This is a genomic window from Actinoplanes regularis (assembly GCF_900188005.1).
GTDB classification, from domain to species: Bacteria; Actinomycetota; Actinomycetes; order Mycobacteriales; family Micromonosporaceae; genus Actinoplanes; species Actinoplanes regularis.
Genome location: NZ_FZNR01000003.1, coordinates 473,548 through 496,684, shown reverse-complemented (window position 1 = coordinate 496,684; position 23,137 = coordinate 473,548). Strand labels below are relative to the sequence as shown.

Annotated in this window: 20 protein-coding genes; 9 read left to right on the top strand and 11 right to left on the bottom strand. The window is 68.9% G+C overall.

Annotated elements, in window-relative coordinates:
• Positions 1-65 precede the first annotated feature (65 nt).
• Positions 66-515, bottom strand: coding sequence for a hypothetical protein (locus CHC09_RS11865; protein WP_143232291.1), 450 nt, complete (start codon positions 513-515; stop codon positions 66-68).
• 355 nt (positions 516-870) lie between these two features.
• Here CHC09_RS11865 and mobF point away from each other — a divergent pair, with 355 nt between their 5' ends.
• From mobF to CHC09_RS47095, 4 genes are all read left to right on the top strand, one after another.
• The gene (mobF, locus tag CHC09_RS11860) at positions 871-5,397 is read left to right on the top strand and encodes a MobF family relaxase (RefSeq protein ID WP_089293071.1); all 4,527 of its coding nucleotides are present in this window, start codon (positions 871-873) and stop codon (positions 5,395-5,397) included.
• Positions 5,398-5,512: 115 nt separating this feature from the next.
• Positions 5,513-5,806, top strand: a complete 294-nt coding sequence (locus CHC09_RS11855) for a hypothetical protein (protein WP_143232289.1) — start codon at positions 5,513-5,515, stop codon at positions 5,804-5,806.
• Positions 5,807-5,837: 31 nt separating this feature from the next.
• Positions 5,838-6,398, top strand: coding sequence for a hypothetical protein (locus tag CHC09_RS11850; protein WP_089293069.1), 561 nt, complete (start codon positions 5,838-5,840; stop codon positions 6,396-6,398).
• An 81-nt stretch (positions 6,399-6,479) separates the two neighbouring features.
• Positions 6,480-6,749, top strand: a complete 270-nt coding sequence (locus tag CHC09_RS47095; protein ID WP_203833342.1) for a hypothetical protein — start codon at positions 6,480-6,482, stop codon at positions 6,747-6,749.
• A 1,618-nt stretch (positions 6,750-8,367) separates the two neighbouring features.
• On the opposite strand, the gene CHC09_RS11840 is transcribed toward CHC09_RS47095, so the two are convergent.
• Positions 8,368-9,798: a hypothetical protein gene (locus tag CHC09_RS11840; RefSeq protein WP_143232288.1), complete on the bottom strand. Its 1,431-nt coding sequence runs from the start codon at positions 9,796-9,798 to the stop codon at positions 8,368-8,370.
• 525 nt (positions 9,799-10,323) lie between these two features.
• Between CHC09_RS11840 and CHC09_RS11835 the strand changes: the two genes are divergently transcribed.
• The 4 genes from CHC09_RS11835 (at position 10,324) to CHC09_RS11820 (ending at position 12,654) form a co-directional block, all read left to right on the top strand.
• A complete protein-coding gene (locus CHC09_RS11835; RefSeq protein WP_143232287.1) occupies positions 10,324-10,998 on the top strand; it encodes a hypothetical protein in 675 nt (224 codons plus the stop codon).
• A 208-nt stretch (positions 10,999-11,206) separates the two neighbouring features.
• Positions 11,207-11,908: a sulfotransferase domain-containing protein gene (locus CHC09_RS11830; RefSeq protein WP_089293066.1), complete on the top strand. Its 702-nt coding sequence runs from the start codon at positions 11,207-11,209 to the stop codon at positions 11,906-11,908.
• A 185-nt stretch (positions 11,909-12,093) separates the two neighbouring features.
• Positions 12,094-12,414: a hypothetical protein gene (locus CHC09_RS11825; protein WP_089293065.1), complete on the top strand. Its 321-nt coding sequence runs from the start codon at positions 12,094-12,096 to the stop codon at positions 12,412-12,414.
• Between the two features lie 3 nt (positions 12,415-12,417).
• Positions 12,418-12,654, top strand: coding sequence for a hypothetical protein (locus tag CHC09_RS11820; protein ID WP_089293064.1), 237 nt, complete (start codon positions 12,418-12,420; stop codon positions 12,652-12,654).
• Between the two features lie 276 nt (positions 12,655-12,930).
• On the opposite strand, the gene CHC09_RS11815 is transcribed toward CHC09_RS11820, so the two are convergent.
• The 9 genes from CHC09_RS11815 to CHC09_RS11775 form a co-directional block, all read right to left on the bottom strand.
• Entirely contained in the window at positions 12,931-13,215 is a 285-nt protein-coding gene (locus tag CHC09_RS11815; RefSeq protein WP_143232286.1) for a hypothetical protein, read from the bottom strand.
• A complete protein-coding gene (locus CHC09_RS11810; RefSeq protein WP_089293062.1) occupies positions 13,212-14,222 on the bottom strand; it encodes a DnaB-like helicase N-terminal domain-containing protein in 1,011 nt (336 codons plus the stop codon). The genes CHC09_RS11815 and CHC09_RS11810 overlap by 4 nt, the downstream gene beginning before the upstream one ends.
• Entirely contained in the window at positions 14,222-14,959 is a 738-nt protein-coding gene (locus CHC09_RS11805; RefSeq protein ID WP_089293061.1) for a hypothetical protein, read from the bottom strand. Before CHC09_RS11805 ends, CHC09_RS11810 begins: the two co-directional genes overlap by 1 nt.
• Positions 14,956-16,770 carry a type IV secretory system conjugative DNA transfer family protein gene (locus tag CHC09_RS11800; RefSeq protein WP_089293060.1) on the bottom strand — a complete coding sequence of 605 codons (1,815 nt, stop codon included), beginning with the start codon at positions 16,768-16,770 and terminating at the stop codon, positions 14,956-14,958. The genes CHC09_RS11805 and CHC09_RS11800 overlap by 4 nt, the downstream gene beginning before the upstream one ends.
• 1 nt (position 16,771) lies before the next feature.
• On the bottom strand, positions 16,772-18,283 hold the full coding sequence (locus CHC09_RS11795; RefSeq protein WP_089293209.1) for a VirB4 family type IV secretion system protein: 1,512 nt from the start codon (positions 18,281-18,283) through the stop codon (positions 16,772-16,774).
• Positions 18,284-18,288: 5 nt separating this feature from the next.
• Positions 18,289-19,830, bottom strand: a complete 1,542-nt coding sequence (locus CHC09_RS11790) for an SCO6880 family protein (protein ID WP_089293059.1) — start codon at positions 19,828-19,830, stop codon at positions 18,289-18,291.
• Positions 19,827-21,299: a hypothetical protein gene (locus CHC09_RS11785; RefSeq protein ID WP_089293058.1), complete on the bottom strand. Its 1,473-nt coding sequence runs from the start codon at positions 21,297-21,299 to the stop codon at positions 19,827-19,829. Before CHC09_RS11785 ends, CHC09_RS11790 begins: the two co-directional genes overlap by 4 nt.
• Before the next feature lie 72 nt (positions 21,300-21,371).
• On the bottom strand, positions 21,372-21,884 hold the full coding sequence (locus CHC09_RS11780; RefSeq protein WP_179277045.1) for a DUF8175 domain-containg protein: 513 nt from the start codon (positions 21,882-21,884) through the stop codon (positions 21,372-21,374).
• A 247-nt stretch (positions 21,885-22,131) separates the two neighbouring features.
• Entirely contained in the window at positions 22,132-22,428 is a 297-nt protein-coding gene (locus CHC09_RS11775; protein ID WP_089293056.1) for a hypothetical protein, read from the bottom strand.
• Positions 22,429-22,609: 181 nt separating this feature from the next.
• Between CHC09_RS11775 and CHC09_RS11770 the strand changes: the two genes are divergently transcribed.
• Positions 22,610-23,059: a helix-turn-helix domain-containing protein gene (locus CHC09_RS11770; protein WP_089293055.1), complete on the top strand. Its 450-nt coding sequence runs from the start codon at positions 22,610-22,612 to the stop codon at positions 23,057-23,059.
• Positions 23,060-23,137: the final 78 nt, after the last annotated feature.

Below are 23,137 nucleotides of genomic sequence, written 5' to 3'. Positions count from 1 at the left end.
GCCCCATCGGGTCCGGCCCTTCATCTGTTTCTTCGCCCGCCGCCGCTGTGACGGCTTGCGCTGGCTCACCCGGCCTGCTGCGGTTCGACAACCGCAGCCCCCGCTGTTTGCTCAGCGGCATCCGGTACCTGATACCGGTCGGCCGTTTCGGGCACAGTTTCGGCCGAGGTCACCGGCGTCGCAGCCGACGATCGGCGCTCCGCCGCAGTCAGCACCGACCGCACCATTGCCACCGGCTGAGCGACCATCGCGGCGATCTCGGCGACAGGCTCACCCAGCCGCCTCAACCGGAGCACCGCCTCGTCCGCCTGCCCCTGCAGAATCCGCGCGCCGCGATCCGCATCGGCCAGGATCTTGTCCGCCCGTACCTGTGCCTCCACCCGCGTCTGTTCGGCCCGCGACGACCGGTCGAAGTACAACGCCACCGCCTCGGTCACGGCCGCCTCATGCTCGGCCAGCCGCGCCCGGCGCAGCGCCGCAACCTCCGCCGCCTTCCGCGCCGCCGAACGATTCACCTTCGCACCAGTAACACGCTTAGCCATGCCGCAAACCGTAGCCGATAAAACCATTCAAAGACAAGATCATGTCCGAATTCCAAAGCAATAAAAGACAACCGCGAATAATCGAAAACAACCGAAAAAGAGATCCGCACCAAAGCGCCACAGAAGCGGCTATGAGCAGGCACAACGCGCTCACCATCAGGCCGACAGAAGAACGACGACACACCTCTTGCAGATGATCTGGCCACGGATGAAAAGCATTGGGCAGGGGCGCACTAAACCGCTATGCTCGCCCTACCGAAAACGCCGACCAATGCACGGTTTCACCAGTGCTGCCCGGACAAAGAAATGGAGGTGAGCCGGCCCCGTGATGACGCTGCACAAGCTGAGCGTCGGGGACGGCTACACCTACCTCACCCGGCACGTGGCCGGCGGCGACTGCGACCGCGAACGGCACCAGGACCCGGCCAGCTACTACACCGAGCACGGCAACCCGCCCGGTGTATGGGGCGGCAACGGCGTCGACGCGCTGGGGTTGACCGGGGCGGTGACCGAGACGCAGATGCGGCACCTGTTCGGCTCTGGCATGCACCCGGACGCCGACCGGATCATCGACGACTACCTGCGGCGGAACACGCACGCCGGGATGACCGAAGAGCAGCTCGAGAAGGCGTCGCAGGACGCCCTGCGGGCCGCAACGCTCGGCCGCCGCTTCCCCGTGTACACCACCCTGGAGCACTTCGATGCCCGGGTCGATCAGCGCATGCAGACCATCCGTACCGAGACCGGCCGCGAGCCCACCGCCGCCGAACTCGGTAAGGCGCGTGCCGAGGAAGCCCGCCGCGCTCGTGGCGGCGTCGCCGGCTACGACTTGGTGTTCACGCCGGTCAAGAGCCTGGTGCTGCTGTGGGCGCTCGACGAACGGCAGTGGGTCCGCGACGCCGTCCAGCAAGCGCACGAACAGGCCCGGGACTCGGCGCTGGCGCTGCTGGAGGAGCACGCCGCGTTCACCCGGGGCGGCGATGTCGGGCAGGCGCAGCTGGCCACCAAGGGCCTGCTCTACGCTCGCTTCGACCACTACGACTCGCGTGACGGCGACCCGAACCTGCACACCCACGTCGCGATCCCGAACAAGATCCAAGGGGTCGATGGGGTGTGGCGCAGCGTGGACGGGCGGGCGCTGTACCGCATCGGGGTCGCCGCGTCCGAGCACTACAACTCCACCGTCGAGACCGTCGCCCGCGACCTGCTGGGTGTCGGGTTCGAGGTCCGAGCGGACACCGCCGGCAAGCGGCATCCGATCCGGGAAGTCGCCGGGATGCCGCTGGAGTTCATCCGGTCGTTCTCCAGCAGGCGGGCACAGATCGAGGCCCGCTACGACAATCTGATCGTCGACTTCCGGCGCAGCCACGGCCACGACCCGGACCACGCGGCGGCGTTCAAACTGGCCGAGCAGGCGAACCTGGCCACCCGCGGCCCCAAGCAACTACCGCGATCTCTCGCGGCGCTGCGCACCGAGTGGACCCAGCGGCTGACCGCTGAACACGGCCGTACCGCGCTGCGCGCACTCACCGCCGTCGTCCCGGACAAAAAGGGGGCCGACCAGCGCGAACGGCAGTTGTCCACAGCTGTTTCCACAGACCAGATCGCGGCGCTGGCGGCGCTCACGGTGGGCCGGGCGGAGATGTCCCGGTCCACCTGGACGGTGTGGAATCTGCGCGCCGAAGCGGATCGGCTGCTGCGTGAACCACCTGCGTCGGTGTTCCTGGACGGGCTGGCGTTCACCGACACCGAGGCTCGTGATGCCCTCGTGCGCCAGGTGGTCGAGGCCGCCGTCGAGCAGTCGACGACGGTCACCGTACAGCCGGAACTCGACGAGCCGGCCATGCTGCGTCGCCCCGACGGCGAGTCGGTGTTCACCCAGCACGGCGGCACCCGGTACACCAGCCGCGACATCCTCGACGCCGAACAGCGGCTGCTCACCGCGGCCCGGACACCGGTCGGCGGGAGTCTGCCGCACGCGTCGGTGCAGGCCACGCTGGATGAGTTCGAGGCCGCCACCGGCACCAGCCTGGACGCCGGCCAGCGGGCGATGGTGGTCGCGTTCGCCACCGATCCGAACATGATCACCGTTGGTCTCGGCCCTGCCGGGGCGGGTAAGACCACGACGATGCGTGCCTACCAGCACGTGCTCGACCAGCATGGCAGGCGGCTGATTCCCCTGGCCACCTCAGCGGCTGCGGCGGCGGTGCTGTCGTCCGACCTGGGCGGCACGCCGGCCGAGAACGTGCACAAGTTCGTCTACGAACACCTCACGAAAGGGCAGCCGGAACCGGACCGCGCGGGCCGGATTCGGGCGTCCGAAGCGTTCTTCCATGTCCATGCTGGTGACGTCGTCCTGGTCGACGAAGCCGGCCTGGCCGGCACCCGAAACCTGGACACGCTGCGCGAGGTCGCCGACCGATACGGCGCCACGGTCCGGCTTCTCGGCGACCACCGGCAGCTGTCCGCCGTCGAATCCGGCGGCGCACTGCGCCTACTCGCCACCGAGATCGGCGCGGTCGAACTCACCCACCTGCACCGGTTCGCCAGCCCGGCCGAGGCCGACGCCACACGCGCGCTGCGAGAGGGCGACACCGCCGCCCTGGACTTCTACACCGACCATGATCGGATCGTCGGCGGCAGCGTTGAGGCGATGATCGAGCAGGCTTACAACGGCTGGCACGCCGACATGACCGGCGGCCAGCGCACCCTGATGGTGGCCTCCACCAGCGCCGGAGTCACCGCCCTGTCCGCACGTGCCCGCGCCGACAGGGTCACCGCCGGACAGGTCGAACAAGACGGCGTCACCCTGCACGACGGCAACCAGGCTGGGCGCGGCGACTGGATCGTCACCCGCGACAACGACCGGAAACTGACCGTCAACCGCGGCAAGGACTGGGTCCGTAACGGCGACGCGTGGACCGTCACCGCACGCCGCAGGGACGGCTCACTCAAGGTTCAGCACCACGGGCACGGCGGCACCCTGATCCTGCCGAAGCAGTACGTGGCGGCGCACGTCGAGCTGCACTACGCGACCACCGTGCACCGCGCGCAAGGTGCCACCGTCGACACCGCGCACGCCCTGGTCACCGACGACATGACCCGCGAAACGCTGTACGTCGCGGCAACCCGGGCCCGGCAGTCCACCACCCTCTACGCGGTCACCCACCGGGTCATGCCGCAGGACCAGGACGCGCGGATGGACCGCACCGTCTACGACCGGCACGCCCGCGCCGCCCGCGAAGTCCTGGAAACCGTCCTAGCCACCGAAGGCGCGCAGCCGTCGGCCACCGAGTCGATCGCGCGCGCCCGCGAGGACGCCCGCAGCCTCGCCACCCTGCTACCCCGGCTGCGGTACGCCGCCGAAAAGGCCGACGATCTGCGCCTGCGCGCCCTCGTCGCCGATGCCTTGCCCGACGACGTCCGCGCGGTCGTGCGTGACCCCGCATGGAGCTCCGTGGTCCGCACGCTGCGCACGGTCGAAGGCGACGGCTGGGATTTGCCGCAGGTCTTGGCTGGCACCGCCCGCCGCGGGGCACTGACTCGCGGTGACTCCCCGGCGAAGCTGCTCGCGTGGCGCATCGATGAGCACGTCGACGGCCGTACTCCGGCCGCGCATCTGGCTCAGCCGACGGTCGAGGATGCCACCCGGTACGCGGCTCTGTTGGCTCCGAAGCTCGCCGACGAGCAGTCTCTCGACGCTGCCAGCGCGGTCCGGGCGCCGAAGCTGCTGCACACCGATCCGATCAGCGGCGGCACCGACTACCAGCGGCTCGTCGGTCTGATCCTCGGCGACGACGCTGCCGAACGTGCTGCCGATGAGCCGGCGTGGCCGGCGCTGCGCGCGGCGATCCGCCGCGCGGAGAACGCCGGGCACGAATCCCTCGCGGTCGTGGCGAACGCGGTCCTGTCACGTCCGTTGGACGACGTGCAGTCGACCTCGCAGGTGCTCGCCTGGCGGATCAACCAGCACCTGGAGAAGGAGCCCGCGCCGGCCGATCCCGACACCGACGACGCGTGGCGGGCCCTGGCCTGGACGGTGAAAGCCGCCGAAACCAACGGGCAGCCCGCCGAGCTGCTGCTGTCCGGGGTGCGGGCCGGAGCCGACCTCGACGGTGTCCGCCAGCAGGTCCACACCTACACCCGCCCGCAACCTGCGGCCGGGCCGCTGCCGTGGCTGTCCGCCACCCCGGACGTGGCGCACCCGCAGCTGACCGGCTATCTCGGCGACGCCGACAAACTCGTCCTGCAGCGCGTTCACGACTTGTCCATGCACGCCTTGCTGGACCGTCCGGCCTGGCTGGCCGGGCTCGGGGACGCGCCCACCACCGGCCCGGAACTCGCCGCGTGGCTGCGCCACGTCGGCACTGTGGCCGCTTTCCGTGACCAGCACCAGGTCACCCTCGACGACCCGGCCCGGCCGCTCGGCGCCTACCTCCCGGCCGAGTCCGCCGGGCACCGCGCCTACCTGCACGCCGCCGACGCGGTCCTGGCCGCACGCCACCCGCACCACCCGCCGGCCGACACCACGACGGCCCGGGTCGCCGCCGACGTGTACCTCGCCCTGCCCGACAACGAACGCGAGACGATCACCCGCACCATCGCTGAAAAGCTCGGCGGCGACTGGCTCGGCCCCCGCCACGACGACGCCGACACCCTACTCACCGCACCCGTCTACGCCGCGCACCTGCACACCGAACTCGTCCAGCGCGGCCACCTGCACCTTGCGCCGGAACCGGCACCGCAGGACCCGCCGCCCGCGCCACCGACGGCTGTGCAGGTTGTGCGGCAGATCCGTTCGACCGCCCCGATGGAACAACAGTCGCAGCAGGCCGGCATCCAGATCACCTGGTAACAGCACCCCTGCCTGCATCACGTTCCCGTAGGCGCCGCACCACCAGCACACCGGTGGCGCGGCGCTCTTTCGTCATGCCTGGACCACACCGGCCCAACGGAGAGGAGATCGGCCTGTGAGTCGTCGGATCGAGCCCGGCGAAATCCGCGAAGCCATGATCGTCCGGCCCATCGCCCGGACCATCACCGCGCCGCCCATCTGCTACCAGCAGCCCCGCTGCGCCGTGATCGACATCCGTTGGCCCTACGCGGTGATCAAACCGTGGCCCCGGCGCGGCGCCCGCGACGACGTTCCCCACCACCGGGTGCACGTCGACAACCTGCGCCGCCGCGATCCCGCACACCACCGCCAACGACCGATACGGCTGGGTGCCGTCACCGGCCGATGGCGGCAACTGCACCTGTTCTAAGCCCGTTCACCTGCGATATCTGGAGATCACTGTGAAGCCCTCGCGTCCGCATCCCGAACTGCTGCTCAGCCTGTCGCGTACCGACCGGCACGGGTTCACGGAACTCGGCGCGGTGATCTGCTACCGCCATCAGCCCGGCGTAACCCCGGGCGGTTCCAGCCACGACCCCGGCACCGTGCTGAGCCCGCTGTTCAACGACTACGGCGACCCGCGCGACCGCTATTCGCAATACGCCGACCTGCACGTGCGCGCCTCGCTCGACACCGTCGGCGACGTCGCCGGCGGCCACGCCTACGGCTGGTGCTACGAATACCGGCCCCACACGGTCAACCTCACCCGCGCGCAGAGCATGGCCACGTTCCTGCGCCGCACCGACCGGCAGATGGCCGCCCTCGCCCACCAGATGGGTACACCCGGCGACTTCGCCGACTACCTCACCCACTTCGCCGTCGCCCTCGGCATCACCCGCTTCGCCGAATACACCGACCGGATCCGGCCCGACGGCACCCGCTGGCGGTGGATGAACGCCGACCAGATGCAGGCCTGGATCCGCCGCCACGAACAACCGGTATCCACCCCCGCCGGGCGGTGACCGCCACCCGGCAAACATCCCCGCCACTTGCTGCCGCTTCGTCACCGAATCCGGCCCGAACACTTCGCAAGGACACTACGAATGACACTGCGCGTGGTCCAATACAGCACAGGAATTACGTCGTTTTGCGCCGCACTCCGGATCGCCGAAAAGTACGGCACCAACAACCTGGTCCTCCTGTTTGCCGACGTCCTGACCGAAGATCCCGACAACTACAGGTTCCTCGCCGACAGCAGCCGCTACCTCGGCGTTCCCGTCACCCGAGTCTGCGACGGCCGCACCCCCTGGCAGCTATTCGGTGACGTTCGATATCTCGGAAATAGTAGGCTGGCGCCCTGCACTTACCATTAGAAAATTAAGCCTTGCCGGGCGTGGCTGACCGCCAACACCGACCCGGCCGACACCATTCTTTACGTCGGCCTAGACGGATCACCGCGCGACCAGGCACGAGCGCCCGGCATCGCGGCCGGCTGGAAACCGTGGCCCGTCGAGTTCCCCATGATGCAGACACCGGATCTGTCGAAGCAGGAACAGCTCGCCTGGTGCCGGTCGCTCGGCATCGAACCACCATCGATGTACGCCGAAAATTATGGGCACGCGAACTGCGGGGGTGCCTGCGTCCGAGCTGGCCAAAGACAGTGGGCGCACCTGCTGAAAATGCATCCCCGTCGGTACGCACACGCCGAGTGGCAAGAGGAACAGCTACGCGAAAGGCTGGGCGACGTGGCGATCCTCAAGGAACGCTGCAACGGCATCAGTCGCCCACTCACTTTGCGTGATCTGCGGCAACGGCACACTCCCGCAGCGCAATCCCCGCCCACTCGGCGACGCGATCCTCCACTGGCCGGACAAGCCTGTGGGGCATGAGCGCGGCCGCCTCGCGCACGCATCGCGCCGCCACGTGTTCGATCCGCAGCGCTTTCAGGTGGACGACACACGCCCAATCGCGATGATGTGTGCTCCAGCCGCGTCGATCCCGCTCCGGCACAGGCTGGTCCTGCTCCAGCACCGGCGGCGTGACACCGTTCGGTATTCACGGGCGGAGCCTTACGATGGTCAGCGATGACCTTAGTTGAGGCAGTCGACCCTCCGGCGAGGCTCGTGCCTGTGGATTTGGAGCCCCGCTGGCGGGATCTGGCCCGATTGGGGTGGGTGGCCACTCGCAGGCTGACGCCGGGTGGGTGGATACCGGTCCTTGGCGGGGCGATCACTGCGGCCCTGTGGCCGATGACCATGATCGACATGGTGGCTTCCCGCGCCGATCACCGGGTGGCGGCGCAGGGACTAGGAGCGTCTTTGCTGCTGCAGCCGGTTGCGGGGCTGACGCGGCGGCCCCGGTATTGGCTCGCCGCGGGGGCCGCGTTCATCGGGTGTCTTGCGGCGATGTTGGTACCCGTCGTCGTGATGATCATCGCGGCGGCCGTGGCATATCCACGATCGCACGCGGTCGCGCGCATGCTTCTAGACTGGGCATGGAGTCCGCTGCTGCTGCTAGCACCCCCGTACCTGATCACGGTTGTAGCGGTGTTACGCAGGCTAGATTCCGCTGCGCGCGCACGTGCCCGCAGCAGAGCGCAGGCCGATAAAGTGCCCATGGTCGAGGCGGCAAACCTTGCTGCCCATCCGGACGACGGCGGTGCGGCGACCCGGTTAGTACTGCGTTTGCTTGCGCATGCCGACAGGATGGGCATGGCAGTGCTCGCGAGCCCCCGCACTGCTGTCCTGGCCGACCACTACACGCAGTACGGTTTCGTGCCGGTTTACCCAGGTGCGCGGTTGATGCAAAGGTATCCCGGTGCGAAGCGCCCCCGCGGGCGACGCTCTCGGCCGGCACAGCGAGCGCCACGACGTCGGTGGTAGCAGCTTCTTTGGACCGTCTTGAGCCGGTACATGCCGGACAGACGTTTGCCGACGGAAGCGGTGTCGGGGTGCTCGACCCTACGACTGGTCGAGCACCCTGGCCGGAACGTTAGCGGCTGCTTGTGCTCGACAAGGTCACGTCGCCACCGCCGACCAGCGAGCCAGCCGGGTCGAACTCGATCCGGTAAGTCCCGTCCGCTGGGAGAGTGGCGCGGACGGTGGCCGCGCCGGTCCCGACGATCAACGTGTTGGCCACGATCTGGCTACTAGTGTTGATGATCCGCAAATACGTGTAATCGCTGCCGGCCTCACCCGCCACCCACTCCGGCGCCAAAGACGCAGTGACGTTCTGATTACGACCACCCGTGAACGAAGCCTGTGCAACCTGACCTGCACGGGTGTTCGCCAACCGGACCGGCTCTCCGCCGATGGTCACCGGCACCGTCGTCGTCGCCGACAAGGTCACGTCACCACCACCGACCAGCGAGCCAGCCGGGTCAAGCTCGATCCGGTAAGTCCCGTCAGCTGGGAGAGTGGCGCGGACGGTGGCCGCGCCGGTCCCGACGATCAACGTGTTAGCCACGATCTGGCTACTAGTGTTGATGATCCGCAAATACGTGTAATCGCTGCCGGCCTCACCCGCCACCCACTCCGGCGCCAAAGACGCAGTGACGTTCTGATTACGACCACCCGTGAACGAAGCCTGTGCAACCTGACCTGCACGGGTGTTCGCCAACCGGACCGGCTCTCCGCCGATGGTGACCGGCACCGTCGTCGTCGCCGACAAGGTCACGTCACCACCACCGACCAGCGAAGCAGCGGGGTCGAACTCCACGCGGTAGACGCCATCAGCCGGGAGAGTGGCCCGAACGGTGGCCGCGCCGGTCCCGACGACCAACGTGTTGGCGACGATCTGCCCGCTGGCGTTGATGATCCGCAAGTAGGTGTAGTCACTGCCGGCCTCACCCGCCACCCACTCCGGCGCCAAAGACGCAGTGACGTTCTGATTACGACCACCCGTGAACGAAGCCTGTGCGACCTGACCTGCACGGGTGTTCGCCAACCGGACCGGGTCCCCGTCGATGGTCACCGGCACCGTCGTCGTCGCCGACAAGGTCACGTCACCACCGCCGACCAGCGAGCCAGCCGGGTCAAGCTCGATCCGGTAAGTCCCGTCAGCTGGGAGAGTGGCGCGGACGGTGGCCGCGCCGGTCCCGACGATCAACGTGTTGGCCAGGATTTGCCCGCTGGCGTCGATGATCCGCAAGTAGGTGTAGTCACTGCCCGCCTCGCCCGCCACCCACTCCGGCGCCAAAGACGCAGTGGCGTTCTGATTACGACCACCCGTGAACGAAGCTTGAGCCAGCTCGCCAGCGCTGCTGTTCGCCAAGCGCACGGGTTCGCCGTCGATCACTATCGTACTTAGATCCGCCGCATCAACCGCGGTGGCGGAGTGCCCGGGGGCAAGCGTGCTGGCTGCCGCAGCGGTGCCCGGAGCGGAGACCAGTATCAGCGCTGCCGCTGATGAGACGATGCTCACGAGAAGAGCCTTTGTTCCGGAGTGCACGACTTCCCCCTCGAAGACCAGGCCGATATGCGACGTCTTCCAGGCGAAGGACTCGGCTTACCGAGATAGCGTGACGGCGATCCGACCGGGTGCCGGTCGCGCTGGAGTGGCTACTCGTCGTCGACCGGCGGCTGAATCGACATCGCCTTTCGCGCCTTTTCGCCTGAGCGCCGCAATCGACCGTACTCAATAGACATTCGACGCGCTGCCCCCCGCGTCTCGTCTCGGCTGCCCCGAAGCGCTATCACGCGGTCCTGCCAGGCGGTATATCAATCGCGCATGTTCGTGTGATCGTCGCCACCGGCTTCGCCGCTGCGGTTCTCCTGCTTCGCGTGTCGGTCAATCGTCGCCTCACACTTCGTGCGTTGCGGCAACGGCGCAGCAGGGCTGCGGTCCCGGCTCCGGGCCGCCCCACGTGCTGGTGGCCGGTGGACGGGTAGATGTGCGCCTTCCTTCGCGGTACCACGGACGGCAGTGCGATAGACGACAATGATCGTCATGAAGGTGACCGAGATACCGGCTTGGCGGTGGGGTGAACGCTTCGATCCGCGTCTGGTCCGTGCGGTCGTCGATGCCGCTGACGCCACCAACGATCTGGCGTTGGCGTTGGCCGAGGCATCGTTGCAGGAGCAGCAGGCGAATACCCGGCTCGAGCGGCTTTCGCGTGAGGGCGACACGGCTGCTGCTCCGCGGCGGCGGGCCGCGGCCGAGGCATGGTATGACGAAGCCGGTGAGTTCGCCGAGCGGGTCGCGGCGCTGTACGCCAGGGAGGCGCTGCGGTTCGCGTTCCTGACCGCCGGTCTGCTCACTCGTCTGAAGGCCGGCGCGGACCCGACGGCGCTCGCGCCCGAGGTCCCCGACGGGCTGCAACCGTCGCAGTTGTACCGCGACCCGAGCCTGCTGCCGCCACCACCGATCGAGGACGAAGACGGCGTCGCCGCCGTCAACGAGTTGTCGCTCGCGCTCACCTACACCGACATCATGGCCGCCGTCCGGCTGGTGTCTGCCACCAGCGAACGCGTTGACGCGCTCGATGCCGGGGCAGAGGCCGATGAGACGAGCAGCGTGTGGGGCACGGGCGGCGTCGATCTCGCGCAGGCGCTGCACCGCTACGGCCATTTGTGCCTGTGGCGCCTCGCCGGCCTGCGCCCGGAAACGTGGCCCACCCCGTAACACGGGCTGACCGGCAACAGCGAGACACGCGCGCGGCGGTGACCTCTGCTATTGCGGTCGCGCAGAGTTCCGATGATTCCGGCGGTCAGGGTCTGAGCGGCGAGTACTACTTGCCCGTCGTTCTCACGTCACCCACACGTGCGGCGGCGAGACCACGTCCCTCGCCTGAGACGCGGCGTGTCCTTCCGTGTCTGGCTACAGTGCAGAGATGCTCGTGTGGGTTGCGTCGTTTCCCCGCTCCGGCAACACCTTTCTGCGGATTGTCCTGCACCGCCTGTACGGAGTGCAGACGTCGACCGTCTACGACGTCGATGGTGTCGCCGAACGCCTCGGACCGGAGTTGATCGGCGCGACCGACCGGCCAGGAACGCTCGCCGAGCTGCGGGCCGATCCGGCACCGCATTTCGTCAAAACCCACCGGCAGCGTGATGCCGACGTCGTCGAGAGCGACCGCGCTATCTGCCTGGTGCGTGACGGCCGTGACGCGCTGGTCTCCTGGGCGCGGCAAGCCAGCGAGGATGATCCCGGACGATACGAGACCGAACTACGCGCGAGGATTTTGCGGGACACTGCGGTCGGTACTGGCAGCTGGGGAAACAACATCCTGAGCTGGCTGCAACCAGCGGCCGGGCATCGCAGGGTGCTGCGCTACGACGACCTGATCCGTGATCCGTGGACCGCCGTCACCGCGATCATCACGGACGTGACCCCGACGCTCATGCTGCGACCCGATGCGGGCATTCCGTCGCTGGAGGAGCTGCGGCACCACGACAACCGGTTCTTTCGTCGCGGCCGGACCGGCAGTCACCACGATGAGCTTCCCACCGAGTTGCACCAGCTGTTCTGGTCACGACCCGACAACCGCGCCGCGATGCAACTGCTCGGCTACGACCAACTCGCAACCGTGTAAGTCCCGGCGATCCGGCCGTGCCGACACCGCCGCTATCCGGCGACGGAATGGATAGACCGCCAAACGCTGCGGGGTGTGGCGGAGCGTCGGCACCGACCCAACCACACCTTGACCCGTCTGCGGGCCGGACGGGAAGTTTGGAGAAGTCACACGCATCTCGCGCCAGCCACCAGAGGGGCAAACCGATGGGTAACGCCGAGTTCGACCGCTTTCGGGAGCAGTTCGAGGCCGTCCTGAATGAGAACCCGAGCTACCGGGCGATGAAACCGGTCGACATGAGCTGGCTGGTCGGCTACCTCCGAGTGGACCCTGCCACCGGCATCGCGCCGGGCATCGACCTGGTCACCTCTGATGGCGTTCGCCCGATGGTGTGGCTGCCCAAGTGGCGCTACATCGTGGCTCGCTTCGACGGCCCCGGCTATACCTGGGACATCAAATTCGACCCAGCCGAGTGGGCGATCATCCGGCCCGGACACTACATCGGTCCGCCGATCGTCGACGGATAACTCGTGACCAGCCCGGCTGTCTTCGGCACCGACGTTCCCGCGCCGCCCGGCCGCGTCGAGAGGCCGGGCACCGACGGCATCGGCCCGGAACTGGACGGCGAGGACGGACCTGCCCGCTGGCTGCTGCTCGACGGCTACGCGTACCACATCAGCGACGCTGACACGGGCCGCTTCCACGTCCGTGAAATCCACCCAGAGACTCGGGTCGGGAAGGACCTGGATCCCGATGCGGCTCGATAACACGCGGCCACGCACCCGATCCCGACACCCGGCCGCTGTAGCGCCTCGCCAATCGATGCTTACCGCTTCCAACGCGAGACACCCGGTGGTGGGCATCGAGCCAGATCCGGCCTCGCGCTGAGCACGAGCCTCTTCGCCCGATAGAGGACGCAACCCATGTCGGTCATGTACCTGGCGGCGTTGCCGACGTTCCCGGCGAACGTGGTGCGCCCAGTGCCTGTCGCTGGACAACGCTAAGTGTGACATGGACCAGCGACTGGGCACTTCGAGGAACGGTCAGCTCCAGAGCGCGCCGTCGCTCAGGCGCTGGCGCCAGCGGTCGAGGCGGGCGTTCTGCTCGATGTCGGTGATCTCGGTGAAGCCGATCGCGTCGCCGATCCACCAGCTGCCGTCGTAGCGCAGAAACATGTCATGCCGCCCGGAATTCAGCGGCACAGCGCCGCCGTTGTCGATGTACTCAAGCATTTCCTCGGGAGTGAGCGTGCGCGGGGTCCGCACCGGTTCGGCGGCGTCGCCGGTGGCCGGGTGAAAGTTCTCGGTCATGGCGGATCCCCCGGTCACAGCTCGATGGGGCGGATGGTGTCGGCCGCAGGCGCCTGCGTGATCGGCGGCTGCATCGGGCTGACCTGCTGGTGAGTCTGCGCAGCCAGCGTCACCTGCGTTGTGTGTTCGGCAGTCGTGGCCGAAACTGTCACCGCCAGGTGCGCCTGCACATGGTCGGTGAGCAGCTGGCGGCCGACAACGACCGCGGTCCCGGCGGTGACCGCGACGGCGTTCAGCCGTCGCAGGTAGGCGTAGTCACTTTCGCCGGGCGCTTCGACCTCCTGCTGCGGTTCGTCATAGACCCGGATGTCGCGGAGCCGCTGCACCTGCCAGGCGAGGGTGACGGTGTCGTACGCGTCGCCGTCGTAGGACAGCGAAACGGCGATCTCGAAGGTCATCCGCCGCTGGTCGCTGGTGAAGACGTCCGAGTCGAGCCACGGCGCGACGATCGCGCCCTGTTCGGGGTGCTGCACGATGTCGGCGATCACCTGGTCCTCGGCCGGCAGCTGCACGCGGATCTGCTCGCCGACCTGCACGCTCAAATCCGCGGTCAGCCGGATATCGGCATCGGTGGCGATGGTGCTGGCCGGGGTGAATACCTCGGCCTGCGCGTCGAGGGCGGCGGCCAGCCGCAGGAACGGCTCCCGGCTGGCGTCGTCCGTGGCGGCAGCGGCGGCCTCGCGGTACGGGTCGGCGAACTCGGCGACTTCCCGGTCGAAGGAGGCCTGCACGACGATGCGCGCGTACTGCACCACGAGATCCTCATGAGGGGTCTGCTCGGCCAACTGCGCCAGCCACGCGGCGTCCACGTCGGGACGCTCCACGATCGCCGCGACAGTCTCGGCCCGCTCGCTCACACTGTCGTGCTCGACGAATTCCAGATCCCGCAGCGCGCCGTAGATCGCCTGGTGTGCCGGGTGAGCGAAGTCGTCGGTGCTGAGGTTGTTGGTGATCAGGTCGGCGCGGGTGCGGGTCAGCATCGCGGCCAGGACGCCCTGCTCCGCACGAATGATCAGCTCTGACATTACTGGTCCTTACCGTTGGTGATCCGGTCGTGGGCGGCGTCGGCGCCGGACAGCCGCTGGCTGGTGCGATCCAGGAAGGCGCCTTGCTCGTCGTGGCAGCGCAGCCAGTCGGTGCCGCCCTTGCCGCGGGTCCACCACGCGTTCTCATACCGGATGTAGTGCGGCACGGAGCGGCTGTGCCGCACCGCGGTACCGGCTTTGAGCGCGGCGAACATGTCCTCGGTGCTGATCACCTCGGGCCGAACCGCTGGTACCGCTACGGCGGCAGCCTTGGGAGCGCTGGCCATCATCGGCGGCCCTGCAGCCAGCCACTTCTCCCGGCGATCGGGCTGAGCGTCGGCGAGCAGCACCGCGTCGCGATGTCCGGTGCGGCAGCCGGGCGCCCAGAAGCCGATCGCGGCGGCAACCGTCTGGCGTAGTTCGCCGTGCCAGGATCGGGCGGTGTGCGGCGCGGACGCGGCCTCCGGGTTGTCGTAGATCAGATCCCGCCAGGCTTTGAGGCCGCGTAGTTCCTCGACCAGGCCGGGATGCTGCGGCCAGCACAGCGGCAGCCGTTCCTCCCGGGACAACTCGTACAGGTCGTGGATCCAGGCGACCCAGGCGATCAGGTCCGTCCAGGCGGCGGCCTGTTCATCGGCGGTCATGGTGTGCCATTCGCGGATCAGCGGTATCCCCGCTTCGGGGTTCGCGCTGTCGGCGCCGGCGGGGCCGGCGGGGCCGGTCTGCGGGGTGGTCATGGGGTGTCGTCTTTCGTGGGCAGGCCCATCAGGGCGCGGGCGGCGTGGACAGCGCGGGTGTAGTCGGCGGCGTGGTCGCTTTCGTAGTGGCGTTTCATGCGGGTGATGAACGCTGGGGTGGTGGCGTGGATGATCAATGCTTCGCGTTTGTCCGGGTCGAGGGTGCGGATCGCTTCGGGTGGCAGGGTTTTGCGGTCGACGACGCTGGCTTGCACGCTGTGGCGTTCGCCGGAGCGTTGTGGGATGAGCAGGGTTTCGCGGTAGCTGCCGGCGAGCTGGGAGATGTCGTCGAGGTCGGTGCCGGCAAGTCCGCCAAGGGCGATCTTGATGGTGGAGTGGGCCCAGAGCATGCGTCGGCCGGCTGGTCCCCAGCGGTGTTCGGCGGCGGCCATGCTCTGCAGTACGCCGACGGCGAAGATCCCGGATCCGGCGGCATATGACATGACCTCGGGAAGGTCGGGCAGCGGCACGACGTTCGCGAGTTCGTCCAAGATCAGGCCGAGCGGCGGATCGAGACGCCCGGCTTCGGAGCGTTCGGCCATCGCTTTGGCTACGGTGATGATCTCCCCGACGAACGTGGTGACCAGGGGCGCGAGTTTGGTGGATTTCTTCTCGTCGACGAGCAGGTAGAGGGTGTCGGTGCCGGAGCGCAGGAACGCTTCGATGTCGAAGGAGTCGCTGGCTGGGCCGCCGAAGACGTCGGCGGCGGCGCTGCCGAACAGGCAGGCGGTGCCGGTTTGGACGGTGGTCCATAGGTTGGCGCGGGTGGTGTCGGGCTGCCGGTAGAAGCTGTCGAGGAGTTTGACGACGCCGGGGCGGGCGTCGTCGGCGTCGCGCAGGAGTTTGACCGGGGTGTCGTCGGTCGGGTCGACCGACCAGTCCAGGACATCGAGCATGGTGCGGCCGGTGACCGCGGCAGTGTGTAGCCAGGCGGCGAGCAGGTTCGTGGCGGTCAGCCCGAAGAACCCGGCGTTGGAGGTGTCCGACTTCTCGCCCTTGCCGACCTGGACCATGACATCGGCGCGTTGGATCGCGATGTCGTAGTCCTGTGCGCCGGCGATCGGGGTCCATCGCAGCCGGTGCGGCCACGTGACGGTCCCGGTGAGTTCCATCAGCCAAGAGGTGCCGCCGCCGGCACCCCCGCGCAGGGTCGCGGTGGCTTGCAGCACGTCGGGGCGTACGGAGGTGACCACGGCCGCGCCGGGGAAGGTCCGCAGCCACGGGATGATCACCTGTGACGTTTTGCCGGTTCGGGGTGCGGCGAGCAGCAGGACCGATGTTTCGAGGCCGGCGTACAGGCGCGTCCGCATGGCGGTGCCGAGGTCCACGGCGACGTCGTGGGCTTTCGGTGGTGTGGCCAGGTGCGGGCGGATGCGTCTGGCGGTGGCGAGAACGGCGCGTTGTGAGAAGCGCTGCTCGAGTTCACGGCGGGTCGCCATACCCCGCCCTGCTCTGCCGCCGCGCCACCGCTGGAACCCGATCACCAGCGCGATCAGGCCGATCGTGAAAATCAGGACGGTCGCCGTGTAGAAGGCGGCCGGGCCGGGCAGTTGCTGCTGGGCTGGGGCCGGCCACGCCTGGCGGGGGTCGGCCCAATGGTGTGGCAGAGCGAAGGCGATCGTGAACGCCTGGCCATACGAGGCGTCCGGCCAGGTCTGGCGGAAGACGAGTCCGGCGAGTTGCCCAGATAGCCACACCCCGGCCGCGGCGGACCAGGCGACGGCGATGCCCAGCAGCATGGCGTAGTCGGAGCCGGTGACACCGGCGGCGCCGCGGACCCGGGTGGTGGCCGTCGAGGCAGACGCGGCCATCTCAGACGGCCATCTTCTCGTTGGTGTAGTACAGCCGCTTCTCGTCGGGGTGCAGGACGACCTGCACGACCCGTGATTCGGTGCGGCCGATCTTCCAGATAGCGCGGCCGATCTGTTCCCCGGACCAGGAGGCGATGTGGGCGCATTCGGTGTCGGTGAGCCCGATCGCGTCGCGGGTCATCGCCAGGGGTGCGGTGTCCTGGCGCAGGCAGACCCGGATGTCGCAGGACGAGACGAGGTTGCGGGCGATGGCGACTTCGGCGGAGCCGGCCGGGCCGACGGCTTCGAAGTCCGCCAGCCGGTGCGAGGCGAGGATCTGGATGGTGCCGTCGGAGCGCGACAGCCGCAGGTCCGCGTCGACTTTGCGGACCATGGCGGGGATGCGCATCTGCCGCCAGAGTTCGTCGCGGACGATCGCCCGGACGGGGCCGCCAGGGGTGTCGATCGCGGCTTGTCCCCAGCTGGCGACGCACGCGAGGGTCATGGCCACGGTTTCGTCGCCGCGTCCGTCGAGGCGAGACAGGTCGACGGTCTGGATCCAGGCGTCGAAGTCCGGGCGCACCGTGGTCGGCCCGTCGAACAGCCCGGAGAGTGAACCTTGGACCATGATGCCGAGCGCGTCGGTGGCCGGGCGGATCATCTCCCGCAGCTCGGTGACATCGGCGCCACGTACGCGCAGCGCCGCGGCCATCTCCGGGAGCGGATCACGCAGCAGTGCCCAGACCTGCGGGATGGTGGGGTCGGTCAGCCGGGTGCCGCCGTCGCTCTGTCCGGCCGCGTGTTGGATGGCCAGCGACAGAGCGGCTTCCTCGGTCGGGGTCAGGTCACGGCCGAGCCGGACGACCAGCAGGGAGCTGAGCAGGGTAATCCGGCGGCGATGGATCTCGTCGAGGCGCTCGCGCAGCTGGTGCGGGTCAGAAGGCAGGTTGTCGCCGAGCGGCCCGGCGTCGAGAGGGTTCAGGCGCGCAGGTAGGCCGGGTCCGATCTCGACCGGTTCGACACCGAGCGCGCGGGCGAGCGCCGCGTACTCGTTCTTGACGTCGCCCAGGATGAACGTCTTGACGCCGTAGCGCATCAAACGCAGCACCAGGGCCTTGATCGTCGCCGACTTACCCGCGCCGGGGACCCCTGTGATCAGCATGTTGGGGTTGGTGATCAGCCCGCGGTGCAGCCATTCGATCGGGTGCACCGAGAAGGTTCCGCCGGTGAGGCAGTCGACGCCGAGGTACGCGCCGACCGGTGGCATGGCCGCCCCGTACAGCCACGGGTAGAGGCCCTGGATCTGGCCGGTCGAGCCACGGAAGGTCGGTAGGGCGGGCATCCGCGGGGCCCGGCCGGCGAACGGGCGGGCCCAGCCGCGCTGCGGCGGCACCGGCTCCCGCACCGGCCGAACGCTCTCGGGTTTGCGGGATGTGGTCGGCGTGGTGGGTGCTGCGGTGGGCAGGCCGAGCAGGTCGGCGAAGTCCGTGGCAGGCAGCTGGGTGCCGGCGGGACGCCGGGTGAACAGACTCATTTTCATCACCACCGCGTCTTCGGCAGGCCGAACCCGAGCGGCAGGGCGGAGACAGCGAACCCGATGTCCTGGGCGAACCACATCCGGCGCAGCTCGATGCGCGCGGCGGCGGCGTCGGCTTCCAGCGCCGCGCAGGCGTCCTCGAGGTCGGCCTGGTCGGTGACGGTCACTGTGACGTACGCGGCGAAGGTGCCCAGGCCGTGCCCGGCGGCGCGTTCGGCGTCTTGGGCCTGGACCCGGTCGAGGGCGAGGCGCTCGTGTTCGGGCACGATCTGGCCGGTCTTCTGCCGCATCCGGACCGCGACACTGCGCGCGGTGCGTTCCTGCATGACCTGCCGTTCGGCCTGCCGGGGGCCCAGCGGTGCGACGTAGAAGGAGAACGCGCGCCGGTGGTGGCCCTCGCCCAGCAGCGGCGCCAGGACCGTCGCGTACACCTCATTGCGCGGCCAGTTGTGCACCCAGAACGTCGCGGACAGGCCACCGTCGTGCACGTAGCAGCCGGGCTTGGCCTCGGCAGCCGCCGGACCGGCCAGAGCCGGGTCGACACCAGCCAGCAGCCCGTCGCCGGAGGCAGTAGGCGCGGCTGCCGCCGCGCGGCGCTCGGCCACGGTCCGCGCGGAGTGCGGATCGAACGCGGTACGGATGACCGCGGCCAGCTCGCGCGGGCCGAGCCACTCGACCTGCAGATCGGCGCCGGAGACGGCGCCTTGCAGGGACCGCAGCTGCCGGGTCAGGACGGTGGCCGCTCCGACGCTGCCGCCACCGGCCTGCTTGATCACGCGAGCGGCGCGGCGGCCGTCCATGGTGAACGCCAGGTATGCCTCACGGTCGCTGGTGGCCAGGGTGGCAGAGCCGAGCAGCCCGGCGGTGATCCGGTCGGCCAGCTCGGGGCTGCCGTCGACGGTGTGATCGCGATCCCAGCGGCGCAGGACCGCCCCGGACTCGGGCACCAGCCGTTGCAACGCCTGTACGCGGGTGATGACGTTGCCCTCGGTACACAGCCCAGCCAGCAGCGTGCCCCAGCCGGCGACCCGCTGCTCGCGGCGGCTGCTGTCGACCAGCCCGATGCCCGGGAAGCGGACCCGGGCCACAGCGGTGTAGGTCCGGTCGAGCCGGTGGTGGGAGACAGCCAGCGGTCCGCCGCCGGGCATGGCCGCTTCCAGGATGGTCAGCGGGGCCAGGATGCCGGGCAGGTCGGCGGGGCGGGGCGCGTCCGGGGCGCTGTTTTTAGCCGGTGGGGCGAAGGCGCCGCTGGCGAACTTGTGCTGGTTATTGAGCCGGCCGATGCCGTAGGAGAGGCAGGCGGTCAGCCATTCGTCGACGGTGCGTCCGGCGATGCGCAGGAATGCCAGGATCGCGAGCACCACGCCGATCGGTCCGAGGATCAGGGCCATGCGCATGTTGGCCATGGCCAGCGGCCAGGCGACCAGCAGGATCGCCGCGGTCAGCATCGCGAAGCGTTGGCCGCTGAGGCTGTACAGGAAGTTGACCTTGTCGTGTTGCCAGCCGAAATACGTGCGTGGCCGGTCGCGGGTTGCCGAGCTCATGCCGGGGTGTCTCCTTGCGGATCGTGCGGGGCCACCGGGTGAGGTGGCATCGGTGCGGGTGGCGGCGGGCTGGACGACGGCATCGCCGCAGGGAACTCAGACTCAGCCGCCGGGGACTCCAAGATCGACGAGCTCGGAGTCGGGGAGGGTGGCGTAGTAGGCAGGGGTGCGGCCGGCAACGGCGGCTCGGCCGGAGCAGCGCGGGAGGTCATTGCCGCCGAGAGTGCTGGGGCTGGCGGTGACACAGGCGGTAGCTGGCCGGCGCTCTGCGGTGGCATGCCGTTGGGAGTACGTGAGGTCGGGATGATCCCTGGTGCCGGATATCGGGGATGTCCTGCTGGTTGCGCGTGCGGGTTCACGCCCGACAATCCGGCGTGCCCGGCCATCTGTTCGGACTGCCCGACCAGGGCGTTCGCGGCGCGCTGTGCCAGGGCGAGTCCGATGCCCAGCATCGGGATGGCTGCCGCTGATCCACCGGCAGCGCCACCGCCGCCGTCGGCGGCTGGGGTGCCGCGACCGGCCATCGTGGTCATGGTGCGGGCCTCGGCTTGCTGGCTGAAGTCTCCGGGCGGTATGCCCGGTCCGGCGTTGGTGGCGTTGGCGCCGGCGCCGATCAGGGCCGCGAGCCCGGTGGGGCCACCGACGTGCGATCGGGCGAAGGTGAAGAATCGGCCGATGGCCGGCCAGGCCAGGACCGCGATCAGCAGCACCGTCATGCCGGTCAGCAGCGAGATGAGGTCCTCGCTTTCGGAGTTGCCGAGTAGCCCGAAACCGACCGCGAAGACCATTGCGATCACCGGTTTGAGGACGATCAGCCGCACGACCGCCCACACCAGGTCGGAGAACCACTGCTTGGTGGTTTCCGAGGCCATGCCGGCAGCGGCGATCGGCGCAGTGGCGATCATGGCGGCGGTGGCCGCGTTTCGGGCCAGCATCTGGAACCACAGGATGACCACCAGGACGATGCAGACCAGCGAGATGATCAGCAGCAGCGTCGAGGAAAGCGCTGGTGACAACCGAGTAAGCCCGGCCAGCTTGGCGCGTAGTCCGTCGGCGTCGCCGAATGAACGCTCGATGATCCAGACGGTGAGTTCATCGGCGGCCAGCAGCGAGGTGCCGGCCACGGTCAGGGTGGTCACGAACGCGACCAGAATCTTGCCGACGCCGATGAAGGCGCGTGCTGCTGCGGCGCCTTCGTGGGTGAACGCCGTCCGGCCGATCTGCAGCAGGGCGACCAGGCCGGTGACCACGGCGGCGACACCCAGCGACAGGCCGTAGACCGAGCGGATGCCGCCGCTGGTGACGTCTACCGGAGGGAACGCGACGAACGCTTTCGCGAACGCTTCCAGCAAGTTGACGGCCGCTTCGGCGAAGCTGGCGCAGACCGCGTCCCAGGCCGACTTCGCCGCGGCCCCGATCGTGTCGGAGGCCGCGCAGCCGAGCGGGTCTTTGAGGTAGTTACATGCCATCGCGGCACCTCGCCCGCTCGGCCCCATTCCGGTGTAGGCAGCAGTTGGTGCGGCTGCCATGGACACGGCGGGTCATTGGAGGAACTCCTGCCATCCGGCGGCAGCAGCCTCGGGGGTGCCGGGCTGGGTGCGCAACTGGGCGTAGTCCGGCGCCGAGTCGGCGCGTTTGGTGTCCTTCCAGTCGCCGTCCGACCAGACCAGCTGGATCGGGAAGACCGCGACCTGCGAGCGGATCCCGCTGTTCTGGCTGCGTACGGTCAGGTAGGCCAGCACCAAAACGGTCACGGAGTCGCGGCTCGCGTCACGGACCTGGTAGGCGGCCGGGCTGGTCACCACGGATGCGCCGGCCGGTACCGGGCCGGTGGTCGCGACGCCGAGGGCTTTGCGGATGCTCATCGGGCCTTCAGCGAAGACGTCCGAGGGGCCGTAGGAGCCGTCCGTGATCGTCTCGCCGATCGTGACGGCCCGTTGCAGGTCCAGGTTCGAGGTGGCCTGGGTGACGTACTCGATCGCGGCCGAGACCGCCCCGGCCTGGGTGTGCGGGTAGCCGACCCGGACGCCGCCGACGGTGCGGCTGCCCGCCACGAGCCGCAGCAGCGGTGCGATCGGGGCCGCGGAGCCAATGGGACTCGGGAAGGTCGCCGCGGGCGACGGGCTACCGGTCTGCGTGACGGCTGGAATGGCCGGGGGCGGGGGTTCTGCTGTCGGTGGGCCGGTGTGCCGTATCACCAGGCCGATGGCGGTCAGTGTTACGACTGCCGCCACGGTCGAGGCCCATAGCCATCGCCGGTTGGGTGCGGCGAGGAAGGTGTTGTCCATCGCGAGTTCCGGCTCAGCTCGCGGTGGCGAAGACGGAGTTGATCATCGGGATGATCACCGCGGCGCCCAGGGCCCCGGCGATGCACCACAGCACGGTGACCTTGCCCTTGTGGGCGGCGTCGGGGCGGTCGGACAGCTTGCCCCAGCCCATGAAGCCGACACCGGTCAGGGCCGCGAGGCCCAGCCCGGCGAGCACACCCCATTTCGCGTAAGCGAACAGGTTCGTGATGGCCTGGGCACCCTTGGTCGGGTCGACCGGCGCGGGGTTCGGGACATCAGCGAGGACGGAGATGAGCAGGGCTGTGGACACGGAGGCACTCCTTGGCAGCACGACGGCAAGAAAGGGTTGCCGCCGCCACAGAAACTGTCCGCTGTAGCGGACGGCGCCGTCACGATAGATCCCACCGAAGGCCGACTGTCAACTGCAGCGGACGAAAATAGCGACTCGGCGGGTATGGTGTCCGCCTACGCGGACGGTGGATGATGGGCTCATGCCCGACGACGCTCTCGCGCCCGCACCGACCGGCGATCTCGCCGACGGCGTGCTGGCCCAGCGCCTGAACCATCTGTTCGAAAAGGTGCACCCGAAGGGACGCAAGCCGTACACGCTGCGCGAGGCGGCCGCGGGCATCAACGAAAAGGCCGGCGAGGACGTGGTGTCGCGGACCTACCTGTCCCAGCTGCGCAACGGGAAGAGCGCCAACCCCGGCCACAAGGTGCTCGCCGCGATTGCGGCGTTCTTCGAAGTTCCGCTCAGCTACTTCGCCCCGGACGAAGAGGCCAGCCGCATCGGACAGCAACTGGAGGCCCTCGTGGCGATGCGCGACGCCGGAGTCCGGCGGGTAGCGCAGCGCGCCGCCGGACTGTCGAGCGAGAGCCTGCGGGCCGTCCTGGCGGTCATTGAGAACGCGCGCCGCTTCGAAGGTCTTTCGGACGATTAGTCCGCATCACCACAGTTTCCGGTTTCATACCGTTTAGCGCTCACATAAAGTGTCTGCACTCGGCACGCAGGGACGATG

Bases quoted from the DNA above. Each gene is read 5' to 3' on its own strand.
- mobF (WP_089293071.1), top strand. From the start codon at position 871: ATGACGCTGCACAAGCTGAGCGTCGGGGACGGCTACACCTACCTCACC.
- CHC09_RS47095 (WP_203833342.1), top strand. From the start codon at position 6,480: ATGACACTGCGCGTGGTCCAATACAGCACAGGAATTACGTCGTTTTGC.
- CHC09_RS11835 (WP_143232287.1), top strand. From the start codon at position 10,324: ATGAAGGTGACCGAGATACCGGCTTGGCGGTGGGGTGAACGCTTCGAT.
- CHC09_RS11830 (WP_089293066.1), top strand. From the start codon at position 11,207: ATGCTCGTGTGGGTTGCGTCGTTTCCCCGCTCCGGCAACACCTTTCTG.
- CHC09_RS11825 (WP_089293065.1), top strand. From the start codon at position 12,094: ATGGGTAACGCCGAGTTCGACCGCTTTCGGGAGCAGTTCGAGGCCGTC.
- CHC09_RS11810 (WP_089293062.1), bottom strand. From the start codon at position 14,222: ATGTCAGAGCTGATCATTCGTGCGGAGCAGGGCGTCCTGGCCGCGATG.
- CHC09_RS11805 (WP_089293061.1), bottom strand. From the start codon at position 14,959: ATGACCACCCCGCAGACCGGCCCCGCCGGCCCCGCCGGCGCCGACAGC.
- CHC09_RS11800 (WP_089293060.1), bottom strand. From the start codon at position 16,770: ATGGCCGCGTCTGCCTCGACGGCCACCACCCGGGTCCGCGGCGCCGCC.
- CHC09_RS11795 (WP_089293209.1), bottom strand. From the start codon at position 18,283: ATGAGTCTGTTCACCCGGCGTCCCGCCGGCACCCAGCTGCCTGCCACG.
- CHC09_RS11790 (WP_089293059.1), bottom strand. From the start codon at position 19,830: ATGAGCTCGGCAACCCGCGACCGGCCACGCACGTATTTCGGCTGGCAA.
- CHC09_RS11785 (WP_089293058.1), bottom strand. From the start codon at position 21,299: ATGGCATGTAACTACCTCAAAGACCCGCTCGGCTGCGCGGCCTCCGAC.
- CHC09_RS11770 (WP_089293055.1), top strand. From the start codon at position 22,610: ATGCCCGACGACGCTCTCGCGCCCGCACCGACCGGCGATCTCGCCGAC.